Source organism: uncultured Ellagibacter sp., from assembly GCF_934617235.1.
In the GTDB taxonomy this organism is placed as follows: domain Bacteria; phylum Actinomycetota; class Coriobacteriia; order Coriobacteriales; family Eggerthellaceae; genus Ellagibacter.
The window spans coordinates 1-14,848 of sequence record NZ_CAKTTZ010000031.1 but is presented as its reverse complement, the minus strand read 5'-3'; the positions used below and the strand labels follow the sequence as shown (position 1 = coordinate 14,848).

At 60.7% G+C, this 14,848-nt stretch carries 13 protein-coding genes; all 13 read right to left on the bottom strand.

What is annotated here, in order from left to right:
- Positions 1-36: 36 nt before the first annotated feature.
- The 13 genes from murG to Q0G85_RS07040 all read right to left on the bottom strand — a co-directional run bounded on the left by murG (position 37) and on the right by Q0G85_RS07040 (position 14,646).
- On the bottom strand, positions 37-1,158 hold the full coding sequence (gene murG, locus Q0G85_RS07100; RefSeq protein ID WP_297156123.1) for an undecaprenyldiphospho-muramoylpentapeptide beta-N-acetylglucosaminyltransferase: 1,122 nt from the start codon (positions 1,156-1,158) through the stop codon (positions 37-39).
- A 4-nt stretch (positions 1,159-1,162) separates the two neighbouring features.
- Positions 1,163-2,506: an FtsW/RodA/SpoVE family cell cycle protein gene (locus tag Q0G85_RS07095; RefSeq protein ID WP_297156121.1), complete on the bottom strand. Its 1,344-nt coding sequence runs from the start codon at positions 2,504-2,506 to the stop codon at positions 1,163-1,165.
- 14 nt (positions 2,507-2,520) lie between these two features.
- The gene (gene murD, locus Q0G85_RS07090) at positions 2,521-4,020 is read right to left on the bottom strand and encodes a UDP-N-acetylmuramoyl-L-alanine--D-glutamate ligase (RefSeq protein ID WP_297156119.1); all 1,500 of its coding nucleotides are present in this window, start codon (positions 4,018-4,020) and stop codon (positions 2,521-2,523) included.
- A 30-nt stretch (positions 4,021-4,050) separates the two neighbouring features.
- On the bottom strand, positions 4,051-5,088 hold the full coding sequence (mraY, locus tag Q0G85_RS07085; protein ID WP_297156117.1) for a phospho-N-acetylmuramoyl-pentapeptide-transferase: 1,038 nt from the start codon (positions 5,086-5,088) through the stop codon (positions 4,051-4,053).
- Positions 5,088-6,557 (bottom strand): UDP-N-acetylmuramoyl-tripeptide--D-alanyl-D-alanine ligase, encoded by a 1,470-nt coding sequence (murF, locus tag Q0G85_RS07080; protein ID WP_297156115.1) that lies wholly within the window; start codon positions 6,555-6,557, stop codon positions 5,088-5,090. Before murF ends, mraY begins: the two co-directional genes overlap by 1 nt.
- Positions 6,558-6,559: 2 nt before the next feature.
- Positions 6,560-8,059 (bottom strand): UDP-N-acetylmuramoyl-L-alanyl-D-glutamate--2,6-diaminopimelate ligase, encoded by a 1,500-nt coding sequence (locus Q0G85_RS07075; protein ID WP_297156114.1) that lies wholly within the window; start codon positions 8,057-8,059, stop codon positions 6,560-6,562.
- 10 nt (positions 8,060-8,069) lie between these two features.
- Positions 8,070-9,722, bottom strand: coding sequence for a penicillin-binding protein 2 (locus Q0G85_RS07070; RefSeq protein WP_297156113.1), 1,653 nt, complete (start codon positions 9,720-9,722; stop codon positions 8,070-8,072).
- A 538-nt stretch (positions 9,723-10,260) separates the two neighbouring features.
- A complete protein-coding gene (locus Q0G85_RS07065; protein WP_297156111.1) occupies positions 10,261-10,716 on the bottom strand; it encodes a cell division protein FtsL in 456 nt (151 codons plus the stop codon).
- 79 nt (positions 10,717-10,795) lie between these two features.
- Positions 10,796-11,752, bottom strand: a complete 957-nt coding sequence (rsmH, locus tag Q0G85_RS07060; RefSeq protein ID WP_297156152.1) for a 16S rRNA (cytosine(1402)-N(4))-methyltransferase RsmH — start codon at positions 11,750-11,752, stop codon at positions 10,796-10,798.
- A 12-nt stretch (positions 11,753-11,764) separates the two neighbouring features.
- Positions 11,765-12,259 carry a division/cell wall cluster transcriptional repressor MraZ gene (locus Q0G85_RS07055; protein ID WP_297156109.1) on the bottom strand — a complete coding sequence of 165 codons (495 nt, stop codon included), beginning with the start codon at positions 12,257-12,259 and terminating at the stop codon, positions 11,765-11,767.
- A 725-nt stretch (positions 12,260-12,984) separates the two neighbouring features.
- The gene (locus Q0G85_RS07050) at positions 12,985-13,200 is read right to left on the bottom strand and encodes a hypothetical protein (RefSeq protein ID WP_297156107.1); all 216 of its coding nucleotides are present in this window, start codon (positions 13,198-13,200) and stop codon (positions 12,985-12,987) included.
- Complete coding sequence (locus Q0G85_RS07045) at positions 13,190-14,371, bottom strand: DNA repair protein (RefSeq protein ID WP_297156105.1); 1,182 nt, start codon at positions 14,369-14,371, stop codon at positions 13,190-13,192. Before Q0G85_RS07045 ends, Q0G85_RS07050 begins: the two co-directional genes overlap by 11 nt.
- On the bottom strand, positions 14,320-14,646 hold the full coding sequence (locus tag Q0G85_RS07040; protein ID WP_297156104.1) for a hypothetical protein: 327 nt from the start codon (positions 14,644-14,646) through the stop codon (positions 14,320-14,322). Before Q0G85_RS07040 ends, Q0G85_RS07045 begins: the two co-directional genes overlap by 52 nt.
- Positions 14,647-14,848: the final 202 nt, after the last annotated feature.

Genomic DNA, 14,848 nt, shown 5'->3' with positions numbered 1-14,848 from the left:
GATCCCACCCGTTGGTTTCCCGTTATTCCAAAGTATCTATTGTAGTCCATGGCTCGCCGAACTCGCGGCGCCCATCACAACATCAGCCAATTTCGCCGCCGCATCGGCAGTCTTCTGCTCACGAGCTGCCGCAGTCATCCGCGCGCGAAGATCCGCGTCGTCGACAAGCGAGAAGACGAGTTGCGCGAACTTGTCCGTGCCCACTTCGGCGTCGGGAATCATCTCCGCACAGCCCGCCGCAACATAAGCGCGGGCGTTGGTCGTCTGGTGATCGGCCGTCGCATGCGGATAGGGAACGAGAAGCGCGGGAATGGCGCGCGCCGAAATCTCCGCAAGCGAGGTTGCGCCCGCACGCGACACGATGGCGTCGGTTGCGGCAAGCGTCTCGCCCATGCGGTTCTGATACCCCATGACATGCCAGCGCTTCGCTTCTTCCTCGGTCAGTGCAAGTTCGGCAGTCGTGCGCTCGAGTTCTTTCGGCCCCGTAATATGCACCACGTGGAGATTCTCCCGCGCGAGCAGCTGAGACTTGAGCGCAGCGATGCCCTCATTGAGCTGGCGTGCTCCCAAACTGCCGCCGAAAACGAGCAGCATAAGCGCGTCTTCGGGAATCCCGAGCATCTGGCGCCCTTCCTCGCGCGTGGCGAGAAGCACCTTCTTGCGCACCGGGTTGCCCGTCACGCAGACCTTCGTGGAAGCGGGCATGGCGACGCCCTCCTTCGCGCATTCGTAGGTCAAACAGACCGCGCGCGCCTTCTTGGAGAGTTCCTTGTTGGCAAGACCCATGACGGAATTCTGTTCGTGGACAACCACAGGAATGCCCATCTGCTCGGCCGCGCGTGCGACAGGGATGGACACGTATCCGCCGAATCCGACAACGACACTCGGCTTGATTTCGGTAAACCAGCGCTTCGCCTCTTTCGTCGAGTGCGAGATGAGCTTGAGCGCCTTCACCAGTGAAAGCGGGTGCTTGCGATTGAATCCGGACGCTTCGAAGGGCTGAAACGCAATGCCCGCTTCGGGGACAAGGCGCGACTCGACTCCGCGTGGCGTGCCCGCGAAGCGCACTTCCACTCCCCGCTCCTCAAGCACCTCGGCAAGCGCAAGCGCGGGATTGATGTGACCGGCGGTTCCCCCGCCCGACAACACGACGAGCATATGACTACCTCCTTCGATAAGACGACCGCCCTGCAGCCGTCCGCGAATCCCTATGAGCCGACGTGCTCCTTTGCGAGCGGCCATCGAGAGACGAGCGATCCCGCGATCCCCGGCGAGAGCCCGCCTCGGCGCTTTCCGCCGACCAAGCGTCGCCGCCGTCCTCGCGCCTGACGACGCGCAGGCTCGAGCGGCGCCGATCGAACTCGTCGGAGGATGCCGCGTCGCGCGAGACGGACAGGATAAGCCCCACCATGATGAGCGACGCCAAGACAGATGAGCCGCCCGACGAGATAAAAGGCAGGGGCTTGCCTGTCGTGGGAAACACGCCGATCGCACACGCAATGTTCAGAAATGCCTGGAACACGAGGGCGATGGTAAGCCCGCCTGCCACCATCGTGGCGAATTCGTCACGAGCCGAACGCGCGATGAGCGTTCCCGTGTAGAGAATTCCCAAGAACAGCGCGATGACGGCAAGGCAGCCGACCATGCCGAGCTCCTCGCCGATGACCGCGAACACGAAGTCGCTGTCGCTCGCGAAAAGATATTGATACTTCTCATGCCCGTTGCCGAGACCAACGCCGAAGATGCCGCCCTCCGAGAAGGCGAAATACGAGTGCATGATGTTGTAGCCGCTGCCGTAGCCGCCCTGGCCGTCGTCCCATGGGTTGAGAAACGACCAGCGGTCTGCGCGGTAGCCCGTGCCGAACATGGCGTAGAGGCCAAAGACGACGATGACGGCGAGGATGGCGGCGATAAAGCCGATCGGGAGCTCACCGTACCACAGCACGGCGATGATCGCGACGATGCAAATCATCGTCGTGCCCAGGTCGGACTGCGTTTTATAGATAATTGCAAGCGGCACGAGCACGAGTAAGAAAAAGCCGGCAAGACAGCGTTTCCCGCTGATCTCGCCCGCAATAAAATCGGTGTAGATACGTGCGGAAACGAGAACGAACACGATCTTCGCAAACTCGGAGACTTGGATCGTCGCAGGCCCAACGCGCAGCCAGCGTTTAGCTCCGTAGTTGTCAACGCCTACGAGCGCCGTCAGCAAAATGACGACGACGAGCAGCACCAAGGCAGCCCATAGCCATTTGGTCCTCCAAAACGACACGGGCACGAAACGGTAGATCGCAAACGCGACAAGCGCACCGAAAGCGGCATACATCACCTGGTCGGTGAGGCTTTTCAGCGCATCAACCCCATTGTTGATATTCGAAATGGACCCCGCCGAATACACCATCACGAACCCGATGAGCACGAGCGCGAGCACGCAAAGCAGAAAGCCGATGCGCGGCCCGTGAATCGAGGCGGGTATGGCGTTTCGCGAACGCTGGCGATTGGACATGCGAGACTACCCCGCTATGCACATGCCGCACGTGCAGCGACAAGTTCCTTGAAGATATCGCCGCGCTGCTCGTAGCAGGTAAACTCGTCGAACGAGGAGCAAGCAGGGGAAAGCAGGAGCACATCCCCCGGCACCGCTGCCGCAAGGCCTGCGTCGAGCGCGTCTTCCATGTGGTTTGCAGCGATGACGGCAAGCGCGCCGCCCTCCCCCGAAATTTCGCCACCGAAAGCGGCGAGGAAGCGTTCGCGCGCCTCACCGAAAATCACGACCGCCTTTGCGTGCTCGCGGGCTGCGCGAACGAGCGGGGCGAGATCGGTTCCCTTGTCATGGCCGCCGAGCAGCACGATCGGGCGCGTCGCACCGAATGCCGAAAACGCCTTGAGCGTTGCGTCGACATTGGTCGCCTTAGAGTCGTTGTAGCAGGCAACGCCAGAAACGCTTCCGCACGGCTCGATACGGTGCTCAAGCGGCGCGAAGGAGCGAAGCGAGGCCGCAACGCGGTCGTCGGCAACACCGAGCGCAAGAGCGCAAGACGCCGCAACGAGGGCGTTCTCGGTGTTGTGCGCACCCTTGATCTGGAGTTCCGACTCCGCGCAGAGGCGATGATCCTCGCCGCGAAGCGCCACCGTGAGCACGCCGTCGGAAGCGACGAACGCAGCATTGTCCGAACCGCAGCGAGCGCGCATGTCGCCCGCGATGCCGTCTTTCGTCCCAACAGGAACGTAATCGAAGCCGCGCTCTTCCTGTGTCATGGCGCGCAACTCGCGGATGCGCGCGCGAACGGCGTCGTCGGTCGCGCAGAGAACGGCGGTAGCGTTCGGGGTTTGCGCGAGATTCGCCGCAACCTTCCACTTCGCCTGAGCATATGCCTCAAGCGTTCCGTGCCACTCGACGTGATCGGGCGTGATGTTTAAAAGCACCGCGACGTTCGGAGCGAAGCGCGATGTCGATTCGAGCTGGAAAGACGACACTTCAGCCACGTACACGTCGGTATCGCCCGCAGCCACACGAGCGATGCACGCGTCGCCGATGTTGCCGACCGCATGGGCCGCCAATCCTGCATCCGCAAGAAGATGGGCAGCGAGCGAGGTGGTCGTGGTCTTGCCGTTCGTGCCCGTGATAGCGACCCACGTGCTCTCCTCGGCAGATTCGCGCCAGGCAAACTCGACTTCGCTTATAAGCTCGGCACTAGCCGCCTTCGCAGATTGGAAGAAGTCGGAGATTTCAGGGATCCCGGGGCTTGCGATGCACAGATCGAACGAGCCGCCGACGGCCTGCATAAGAGGCGCGACCGCATCGTTTCCGAACTCGACCGCAGCGCCCGCCGCCTTCGCACGTTCGGCATCGGCGCGAGCGGCCGGAGTGTCGCCACCCGCCGCCACCGCAAGTGCGGAAACGCGCGTACCCATGAGCGGCAAGAGGTAGTCGAGCGCGGCATGCCCACTTTTACCAAGGCCCAAAATAAGGACGCGCCCCAGATGCTCGGGCGCGAATTTCTTTCCTTCTATCAGCATAAACGCTCCTTTCGAGCCAAGATGCATGCCTTACGCCACCGCCACAAGGGACTCGGCGAAGTAAATCGAGAAGCCGATTGCCGCCAAAACGCCCGAGACGATCCAGAAGCGCACGACAACCTTCGTCTCGCTCCAACCCTTCTTCTCGAAGTGATGGTGCAAAGGCGCCATGAGGAAGATGCGCTTATGCGTCTTTTTGTAGTAGAACACCTGGATCATGACCGACAGCGCCTCGGCGACGAACAGGCCGCCGATGATGATCGAGACGAACTCGGTCTTGGTGAGCACAGCCAGGCACCCAAGTGCCATGCCAAGTGCGAGCGAGCCGGTGTCTCCCATGAAAATATCTGCTGGGTAAGAGTTGAACCACAAAAAGCCGACGCATGCGCCAGCGAGCGCGGCCGCCACGATGGCGGAGTCAAGCGCGTCGGTGCGGTAGGCGATGGCCGCCATGACAATCATGACGATCATGACCGTGCCCGCCGCCAAGCCATCGAGGCCATCGGTCAGGTTCACCGCATTGCACATGCCCACAAGCAGGATGTTCACAAAGATAAGGTAGAGCCACGGGATGAAGAAGCCGCCGATCTGCGTGGTCAGGATGCCAAAATCGAGATCCACGATAAACGGGATATCGACCGTGGGCTCGATGCCGAGGAAATTAACCGCGACGAGGCAAAAGACCGTCGCGATAAGGAACTGGCCGATGAGCTTCGCCTTCGGAGTGAGTCCGAGCGAGCGCTCCTTCACGACCTTCTCACCGTCGTCGGCAAGACCGAGCGCACCGGCGAGCACCGTCGCAATGACAAGCGCGAAGGTCTCAGGCGAGGGCATGCCGATGAGCAGCACCGTGACCACAACCGCGATCAGCATGATAAGCCCGCCCATCGTAGGCGTTCCCTGCTTCACGAGGTGGCTTTCGGGGCCGTCCGCGCGAACCTGCTGGCCGATATGGTACGAACGAAGCGCACGGATGAACGCCGGCATGAGGGCCATCGTGATCACGATGGCAAGCACGACGGCAAGGAATACAACGAACGTGGGATATTGCGAGAATATGTTGAACATCAGCCGACCAATCCTTCAACGACCCTTTCGAGACCAACGGAATGCGAAGCTTTCACAAGCACCGCATCTCCGGGTTCGACAAGCTTCCTGACAATTTCAAGCGCGTCCGCCGCCCCGACGGCACGGAAAACACGCTCGGCGGACATCCCGCCCGCTTCGGCGGCCCCGGCGATAAGAGACCCTAAATCTCCCACGCTCACAAGCCAGTCGATACCGAGTTCGGCGACAAGGGAGCCCATCTCGCGGTGTCCTGCCGGGCCGAAATCGCCCAGCTCGCCCATGTCCCCAAGTACAGCGATGCGAGATCCATCCACACGCATCGCGGCGAATGTGCTGAGCGCCGCGCGCATGGAGTCGGGGTTCGCGTTGTAGGCGTCGTTCACAACCGTGAACCCGTCTCGCGCCTTAAGCATTTCCTGGCGCCCGGATTCGGGCTTGGCAGCGCCAAGTGCCTCGACGATAACCTTGAGGGACAACCCCGCAGCAAGACCCACGGCAGCCGCGGCACACGCATTGTGCACGTTGTGCAAGCCGGAAAGCGCAAGCGAGCACAGTGCGCTCTCATGTTCGGCGCCTTCGGAGAACCCACGCGCGACGAGGGTAAACGACGCGCACCCCGCATCGTCGAGCAAGATGTCCGTCGCCCAAACCGCACGGCCCGCGCGCCATCCGCTTGCTTTCTCCTCGCAATACTCCCCCGAACCGTCGAAGCAAACCGCACGCACGCCTCTCTCGGCACCGCGAGCGTTTTCCCATACGAAATCGGACATGTCATCGACACCGTTCAAAAATGCGATGCCGCCTTCGGGAAGCGCCGCGATGAGCTCGGATTTGGCGCGAGCGATATTCTCGCGACTGCCGAGCAGCTCGATATGGCTTTCGCCGACCTGCGTGACGATTCCCCACTCAGGGCGCACGAAGGAGCACAGCGACTCGATTTGCCCAAGCCCGCGCATGCCCATCTCGACCACGACGTTTTGCGTGTCGGCGTCGGCTGAGAGCAGCGTGTTCGGCACGCCGAGCTCGTTGTTCTGGTTGCCGCGCGTTGCCGTGACGCTGCCCGCGCAGGCAAGCACGTCGCGCACAAGGTTTTTCGTGGTCGTCTTGCCATTTGAACCCGTAAGCCCAACGACACGGCCGCACAGGCGCCCACGCCATACGCGAGCAAGATCGGTGATGGCCTCCTGCGCGTCTTTCACAAGGAGAATCGCCGCACCGAGCTCCTGCGCGCGGGCGATAGCCTCGTCGGGAAGGGAGTGCGTGATAAGGACGCAACGCGCGCCCGCGGAAACGGCATCGAGGGCGAAATCGTGCCCATCGACTCGCTCGCCCGCTATCGCCACGTACAGCGACCCCGCCTCGACCGTGCGGGAATCCCACGTGATAGAGGTAACCCCGGTTTCAGGGCATGCGGCCACGACGATGCGCGCAGAGACCGCCTCTGCGATTTCGGTAACGGTAAGATGCAAAGCTACTTCGCCTCCGCTGCGGCGCCGGCAAAGCGACGCTCAAGCTCTTCGCGTGCGACGATGCGATCGTCAAAGGACAAGACCTCATCGCCTACGAGCTGATAGTCCTCATGCCCCTTGCCGGCGATAAGGATCGACGTGTCGGCATCGGCAAGCTCGATCGCGCGACGGATCGCACTGCGGCGATCGGGCACGACTTCATACTTGCCCTGCGAATCGCCCATACCGGCAACGATGTCGGCGATGATGGCATCGGGGTTCTCGTGGCGCGGATTATCGCTCGTGACGATGGCGTAATCCGCGGCAAGGGCTTTCCTGCCCATAAGCGGGCGCTTCCCCGCGTCGCGATTCCCACCGCACCCGAAGACGACGATCGTACGGCCATGGCCGAGCGCCATGATGGAGCCAAGCGCCTTCTCGAGCGCGTCGGGCGTGTGCGCGTAGTCGACATAGACCGACACACCGCCGTCATGCGGCGTGCGCACGCGCTCGAGGCGACCAGGCACCGGAGCGGCATCTTCGAGCGACTTCGCGATGTCAGACGCGGGAATGCCCAGCATAAGGCCGACGCCGAACGCCGTCATGATGTTGGACACGTTGAAGCGCCCGACAAGCGGATAGGAGAACGCGATTTCCTCGCCGCGGACAGACAGCACGACATCGGTTCTCGCCGCGCCGTAGTCAACCTTCACGGGATGGATCGCCGCCGACTCATCGAAGCCAGTCGTCACCACCATGTCACCCGCCTCCGTGCAGCGGCGATCGAGCTCGACGCCCCATTTGTCGTCGATGCAGATGACGCGGCGCGCCGGATAGTCATGCGAAAAAAGCAACGCCTTCGCCTCGAAGTACGCCTCGAAGGTGTGATGGTAATCGAGGTGGTCCTGCGTCAGGTTGGTGAACGCCGTCACAGCGAAACGAGTGTCCCACGTGCGGCACAAATCGAGCGCATGGGAGCTCACTTCCATGGCCACGCAATCGCATTTCGCATCGCGCATGCGAGCAAAGAGATGCTGCAAGTCGCTCGACTCGGGAGTGGTGTGCTCGGACTTCTCGTGCACGTCGCCGATGGTCGTTCCAACGGTGCCGATGACGCCCGTCTTCTTCCCCGCCATGCGAGCGATGTGCTCGACGAGATAGGTCGTGGTCGTCTTGCCGTTCGTTCCCGTAACGCCGACAAGCGAGAAGGCACGGGAAGGATTGTCGTAGAACTGCGCTGCGGCATAGGCGAGCGCCTTGCGCGAATCGGCAACGACGACCTCGGTCACGTCGGTCGCGTCGGCCAGATAGAGCTTGCGCTCCACGATGAGAACCTTCGCGCCGCGATCGATCGCGTCCTGAGCGAAGGAATGGCCGTCCACGGCAAGCCCCACAATGCAGAAGAAGGCATCGCCGGGCTGCACACGATCGGAGCGATAAGCGATGCCGGAAACCTCTTCAGATGGATTGCCGAGAATGGTGCAATTGAAGCCTTCGAATAAATCCGCACACGTTTTGGCCATGTTGTCTACCTCACTCCGGCTGTATCTTATATCGATCGATGGCAAAGGCCATTATATCCTTAAATACATTCGACACGTTTCCCTGACTCGGCACCTCGCTGAGTCCCACAAAACAAACTAATTGGCTCGACGAGTCGGGCAAAAAGCCCTCGAAGCACAGGTTGTAGACGCCCTGGCGGTACACACCGCCCTCAGCGATTTCCGCAGTGGAGGTTTTGCCTGCCACGGAATAGCCTTCTATCTGGGCATTCTTGCCCGTACCATCGGTTACTACCGATTTCAGCATATCGGTGATGGTCGGTATCGCGGCCTTGTTCTCGATGACGTCCTCGGTGTCGTAGGTAGGCACCTCGCCGGTTTGCGGCTTGCTCACCAGGAAGTGCGGCGTCACCTCGACCCCGTCGTTTGCCAGCGCGCCGTAGAAGCGCACAAGCTGAAGCGGCGTCACCGCAACGCCCTGGCCGAAGCTCACGTTCCATCCCGTGATCGTCGCCCAGTTCTCGAGCGGCTGGAGCGTGCCCGACGCCTCGCCTGGGTAATCGACGCCCGTCTTCTCGCAAAGGTTGTACTTCTGAATATGCTCGTAGAGCTTGGTAAACCCGTCGGTCATCTTCTGCACCGAAAGCGAGATGCCGACGTTGGAGGACTGGTCGAGGATCTGACGGAAGGAGAAGGTCTGGTCGGAGCGCTCGTGCGCGTCGGAGACTTTATAGCCGTCAGCCTCGATGACCGCAGGGCAATAGAGCGTGTCCTCAGGCGACATCGCGCCCTCTTCCAAGATGGTCGTCGCCGACACCGTCTTGAACACCGAGCCCGGCTCGAACGCTTGGGTAATCGCCTTGACCTGGTCAGAACCGGATTTCGAGTTCGTCATATCCGAGGGATCCATATAAGGGAGAGACGCGATGGCATAGATTTCGCCCGTGCCCGCGTCCATTACGACCGAAGACCCGCCACCTGCGGTCATGTCCTCAGCGGCCTGCGCGACGCGATCTTCCACATATTCCTGCAGCTCGATATCGAGCGAGATCATGATGTCTTGGCCGTCGACCGCGGGCGTTTCCTCCTTCACGCCACCGGGGATGGGAAGACCGCCCTCCCCGCGCTCGGCCGTGTAGGTGCCCGGCGTACCCGAGAGGATATCGTTGTACTGCAGCTCAAGACCCGTGATGCCTTCGCCGTCGACGTTGCAGTAGCCGATGACCTGGCCTCCAATTTGCCCGCAAGGATACTCGCGACGCGTGTCCGCGATGAAATAGATGCCGTCGAGGGCAAGCTTTTTCACCTCGGCCGCTGCATCGACGTCCGCCTGGCGCTTCACGTAAACGAACGTGGTGGATTCCTTCGAGAGCAGCTCTTGATAGGTCGCCGCGTCGCCTCCGATCACGTTGGCGATGGCCTGCGCTTCCGCCGCCGCATCCGTGACCTCGGCGGGATTTGCGTAAATCGTCGTCGCGTCGACGCTCTTCGCGAGCACCGTGCCATTGCGATCATAGATCGTCCCGCGATGGGGTGTTGTGGTGAACGAGATCGTGCGCGCCTCCTCGGCCATTACCGAATAATGGCTCGCTTCGATGACCTGGAGATACCCTAAACGCAAAAAGAAGATTGCAGCGATTGCGACGAAGACGAGCAAAAGAACGAAGGGGCGGTTCGAGTCCACCCTCGCGGCTGCGCTGCTTCCATTGATGCGATTGATGGCGCCGCCGACCGTGCCGACGACGCTCGAGATGACGCTCTGCGCAGAGGCGTTCGCGCGCGAAGGGCGCCCGCCACGTTCGGTGCGCGAGGCGCGCGGTTCGTGGGTGGCACGGGGAGAGTTCGATTCGCGCGGGGTGCGTTCGGGGCGCGACGGGCGTTCGGCGCGATTGCTTCGCTCGGTGCGAGAAGTGCGTTCGCCTTGCGAGCTCCGCGAAGTGCGTTCATCTCGATTGCTCCGCGAGGTGCGTTCGGTACGCGAGGCGCGCTCATCATGACCGGTTCGTTCGGTTCGAGAAGCGCGTTCGTTACGCCCGCTGCGCGAGGTTCGCGACGAGGAGGCCCCGCGATGGGAGCGCCCGCTCGGGCGGGACGATCCCCTGCCCTGCAAGTGGGTTCGCGACGAGCGCCCTTCCCTGGACGAGGTATTCGTTTTCCCCTGTGTGCGCCTGCGGGGATAATCCCCATCACGCGCGTCTTGTCTCCGGTCGGCCATGCCCGCGCTAGCTCCGCGCCGCAGCGGCCAGACTCTGGGAAAGCGAGATGTTGCCCGAGCCGTCGGTCACCACGATGTCCTCGGGCATTATGATTTTGCTGCTCGACTCGGGAGCCGACATGCCAAGGGCGGTTGCCTCGGCCTTGATGCGCGAAGGGTTGGAAAGGCTGCTCTGCGCCACTTCGAGCGAGCTACCTTCGGAGCGCGCCGTATCGATAAGGCTGTCATAGCTTTTGGACTCAACTTCAACGTTGACGGCTGCCGCAGTCAACGCGATACGGGCAAACGCCACAACGGCAAGCGCCACGAGTACAATAGCCACTGCCTTGGCGAGCGTGACGATTGCCGGGGAAAGCGTTTCGACTTGAGTTTTTCCGCCAGGTACGACAGAGATGCGGGGACGCGCAGGATAGCGCTCAGGCACGCGCTCTGCGGTACGCGAATATGCGGGAACAGCGCTCATGCCCCACCCCTTTCTTTCGTTTCAATCGGCATTTCAGGCAACGACGCCCCCGAAGGGGCGACGTGGATTCGCTATTCGGTTAAAGCTTCTGCACGACACGTAACTTCGCGCTGCGCGCCCGAGGATTGCTCTCGATTTCCCCAGGCGTCGGAAGGATTGGCTTCCGCGTGACAATCTTGAGTATCGGCTCTTTCCCGCATACGCAGACCGGCAGGTCCGGCGGGCAAGTGCACCGGTTCACCATCGAAGCGAACGTATCCTTCACGATGCGATCCTCCAGCGAGTGATAGCTGATGACGGCTATCCTGCCTTTCGGATTCAGCCAGCGGATGGCGGCGTCCAAACCTCGACGCAGTACATCCAGCTCCGAGTTGACTTCTATCCGAAGAGCCTGGAACGTTCGTTTCGCGGGGTGCCCGCCTGCGCGCCTGGCCGAGGCGGGAATCGCAGCCTTGATGACCTCTACCAGCTGCCCGCTTGTCTCGAACGGCTCCTTCTCGCGCTCGCGCACGATGAAGTCGGCGATCCTCGATGCCCACTTCTCGTCTGAATAGGCGCGGATTATCCGAGTGAGATCTGCTGCGTTGTAGGTGTTGACGATCTCTGCTGCGGTTTGAGTTTGTGTACTCGGATCCATCCGCATGTCAAGGGGGGCTTCCTCCTTGAAGGAGAAGCCGCGTGACGGCGTATCGATCTGCACGGAGGAAACACCGAGATCGAACAGGATAGCGTCGATTCCGGGCACCTCGGCAGAGGTGAGAAGTCCATCGAGTTCCCCGAAGTTGCCGTGAAGCAATTCGAGCGCGGGTCGGGTTTGCTCCGGCAGCGATTCAAGCTTCTTGCGAGCGGCGGCGAGCGCCACTTCGTCTTGATCGATGCCGATGAGCGTTCCCTCGCGCCCAAGCCGCTTCGCGACTTCGAAGGAATGCCCTGCTCCGCCGAGCGTGGCGTCCACGAACGTGTGCTGTGTTTGTAGTGTTAATTGTTCGAGGCACTCGGCGAGCAGGACCGGTGTGTGCCGATATTCGCTTGTCATTTCGCTCACGTCTTACTCCGCAAGGTCGAGCAACATTGAGATGTCGGTGTCGTCGATCACTTCGTCGTAACGCTTCGCGTCCCAGATCTCGAATCGACCGGTGTTGCCGATAACGACGACGTCCTTGTCGATGCCGCACTTCTCGCGCGCATCGGCGGGAAGCATAATGCGGCCGGTCTTGTCGACCTCCACGTCCTTCGCAAGCGACTTGAGCTTCAGCATGATGTGCCGGCACTCGCGCTTGGTGGGATGCTTCTTCTCGACGTACGAATCGAACAGCTTGGTGATCCATGCCTCGAAATCGGGAGTCTCGAACACGTAAAGGCATTCGTTATCCAAATCCCTGGCAACGACGAGCTGGGTTGAAAGCACCTTGCGGAATTTCGCGGGGAGCGACACGCGGCCTTTGCCGTCGACCTTGAAGCGGTATTCACCGTTGAGGACCACATCGCGACGCGGTGTGCTCTCTTCGGCTACCTCCTCGATCTGTATGGCATCGTCCGTCATCTTTTCCCTTCGAAACCCTGCAGTGGCTTCCAATGCATTGCATTCTATCCCACAATCCCCCACTTTTCAATCATTTCATGGGATTCGATGCTCATTTTAGGCACTCTGAGCTGCACCATTCCCCCTTGGTCGAGCGGGCGGCGCAAGATATTGGGCTGAAAAGAAAAAGAGCCCAAGATATGGGCGGTGTAGCGAAGTGGCACGATGTGGGGGGATTGTGTGGGTGTGGGAGAAAGTGGGGCGGGCGGCGAGGGACGAGCCGCCGGGAACGCCGGCGTGCGGGGGCAGACGCGCGATGCGGTGAGGCGACAGGGACGACGGCGGGCTGTCGGGAACGACGGCAAATCGCACGGGTGCGGAAGGGATGCCGCGGGCTCGGGGCGCGCGGGGCGAAAGAGGTGTCGGCGAGAGCTGACGGGCGCGAAGCGGCAAGAGGCGCATGAGGAGCGTCGGAATGCAGCAGCTGCCACGCCCGTCTCCCCCAATCTCACTTTTGTACGAGATTGACGATAAGTTATGAAGAAGATGTGATGTTGGGCGAAAAGTTGGCTTGTCTGTCCCGAAAATATCCCAATCAGACATATTTCAACCCGAGTAAATCCACAGTTGCGCGATTTTTGGGGAGTCGTACACAATTCCTTCGCAACAAAACGTCATTTTCGTACAAAAACTCGGGGAGCAGCCGACAAAGGGGGTGGGCGAGCCTTCGATGGGCGATTCTTCTTTTACGGAAGGTCGTCGCGGTACGCTTCCGTAAAGCGCTCTTCTTCCGCGATGGCGTTTCGTTCTACTTCGGCGAGCATTTCCTCGTAGCCCCGCAGCGCCGAAAATGGCATGAATTGGCGCGCTCGCTCGGGATAGGCGCGCGCTTCGTGCTCGCGGGTGTTTTGCGTTTTCGCGGCACCCATGCGTTCGAGATATGCGTCCCATTCAGCCGGCATTGTGACCTCCAATTTGCAAATTGCGTTTTCGCATCGTCGCGTCCTTTTTGAAACTCGTGCCGAAGAGCACGGAGTTCTTGCCGAATTTCGATTGCACGGCAAGCATGGTTTCTTGCAAGTTTCGTTCGCGCTGTTCCTCTTCGGACTCGCAGAAAAGGCTCATTTGGCAGCCTTTCGCATCGACGATTTCGGAAAAGCCCAGCATGATGCGTCGCACTGAACGAGCGGGGTCGACATGGGCATCAAAGAGCTGGGCGGCGGCGTCGAATAGAAGATGAAACGAGTTCGTCGCGGCGTCGAGCGTGTGCGAGCCGCCCGTGACTTCGTGGTAGCCGCTGTTGCGCGCGCCCGGTCCGACGATTCGTCTGCCGTGCTCTCCGACGAAGATGTGCTCATCCCCGTTCGCATTGCGACGCGGCCGATGGCTCTGGTTTCCATTGGATCTCGCATCGTCGTAAGCGTGTTTCAGTTCGGCTTGCGTTTGGGTGTGGATGAAGCTACCGGTTGCAGTGGCGCCACGGGCTTTCGCATAGCCCACGTGCAGCGACACGCGGCGAGCCGCCAGACCCTTCTCGATCATATCGAGTACGCTTGATTCGACCATCTCTCGCAGCACGGTGCGAGCATCTTCGAACGAGTAGTCGCGTTCAGGCACCTGCCCGTTGGCTATAGATTTCCCGACAGGCTTCCATGCTTTGATTTCTTCGATGGTGCAAGGCTCTTGGCCCCATGCGTGGTCGATGAGAAATTCGGCGTTCACTCCGAATTCGTGGTAGAGCACCTCTTCCGGAAGACGCGTTACGTCGTAGAGCGTGTGGGCCCCATGCTTGGCAAGCCGTGCCGCAATGCCGGGACCGATATTCCAAATATCGGTGATGGGCTCGTGGTGCCACATGGTTTCGCGAAACGATGATTCGGTGAGTTCCCCAATAAAATCGGGGCTCTTCTTGGCGTGCACGTCGAGCGCTACCTTTGCTAGGAAGAAGTTTTCGCCAATGCCCGCTGTGGCCGTTATGCCGGTTTCCGCCTTCACGGCTTCTATGAGTTCTGCCGCCCATTCGCGTGCGGGTTTCTTCTCGAGCGCCAAATAAGGCGTTGCGTCGATAAAGCACTCGTCAACTAAATAGGGTAGATGTCGGCGGGGGATACGTGCCGCAAATAGATGCCGCAAATTTGGGCGGAGCGCTCCATGTTGAGTCGCATGCGCGGCTTCGCCTTGAAGTATTTGATGCCTTCGGGAATCTCGAAAACGCGGCACCAGTTGCGCACGCCGAGCTTTTTCATGGCGGGCGATATCGCAAGGCAGATGGTTTTTTCGGAGCGCGCGGGGTCGACCACGACGAGCAGCGCCTTATCGGGGTCGAGCCCCCGTTCGGCGCATTCGACCGAGGCGTAGAAGCTTTTCAAGTCGATGCATACATACGTTTTGCTGCTCCGATTTTGCAAGGTGCCAACTTCCTTTCGCCGATGAATAACGAACAAATATTCTATTATAGTGGCGCAAAGAAGCCGAAAGGGGAGCAACAAAGCAAAAAGAACGGGCAGCCCGAAAGCTGCCCGAAATGCGTTATTGATTGGCACGGATCCTATTCGAAAAGGTCCAGCAGCGATCCGAGCACGTCGGCGTCGGGGGTCCACTCGTTGTCGT

Excerpts from the sequence above, each read along its gene's own strand:
- murG (WP_297156123.1), bottom strand. The coding sequence starts at position 1,158 with ATGCTCGTCGTGTTGTCGGGCGGGGGAACCGCCGGTCACATCAATCCC.
- Q0G85_RS07095 (WP_297156121.1), bottom strand. The coding sequence starts at position 2,506 with ATGTCCAATCGCCAGCGTTCGCGAAACGCCATACCCGCCTCGATTCAC.
- murD (WP_297156119.1), bottom strand. The coding sequence starts at position 4,020 with ATGCTGATAGAAGGAAAGAAATTCGCGCCCGAGCATCTGGGGCGCGTC.
- mraY (WP_297156117.1), bottom strand. The coding sequence starts at position 5,088 with ATGTTCAACATATTCTCGCAATATCCCACGTTCGTTGTATTCCTTGCC.
- Q0G85_RS07075 (WP_297156114.1), bottom strand. The coding sequence starts at position 8,059 with ATGGCCAAAACGTGTGCGGATTTATTCGAAGGCTTCAATTGCACCATT.
- Q0G85_RS07065 (WP_297156111.1), bottom strand. The coding sequence starts at position 10,716 with ATGAGCGCTGTTCCCGCATATTCGCGTACCGCAGAGCGCGTGCCTGAG.
- rsmH (WP_297156152.1), bottom strand. The coding sequence starts at position 11,752 with ATGACAAGCGAATATCGGCACACACCGGTCCTGCTCGCCGAGTGCCTC.
- Q0G85_RS07055 (WP_297156109.1), bottom strand. The coding sequence starts at position 12,259 with ATGACGGACGATGCCATACAGATCGAGGAGGTAGCCGAAGAGAGCACA.
- Q0G85_RS07050 (WP_297156107.1), bottom strand. The coding sequence starts at position 13,200 with ATGCCGGCTGAATGGGACGCATATCTCGAACGCATGGGTGCCGCGAAA.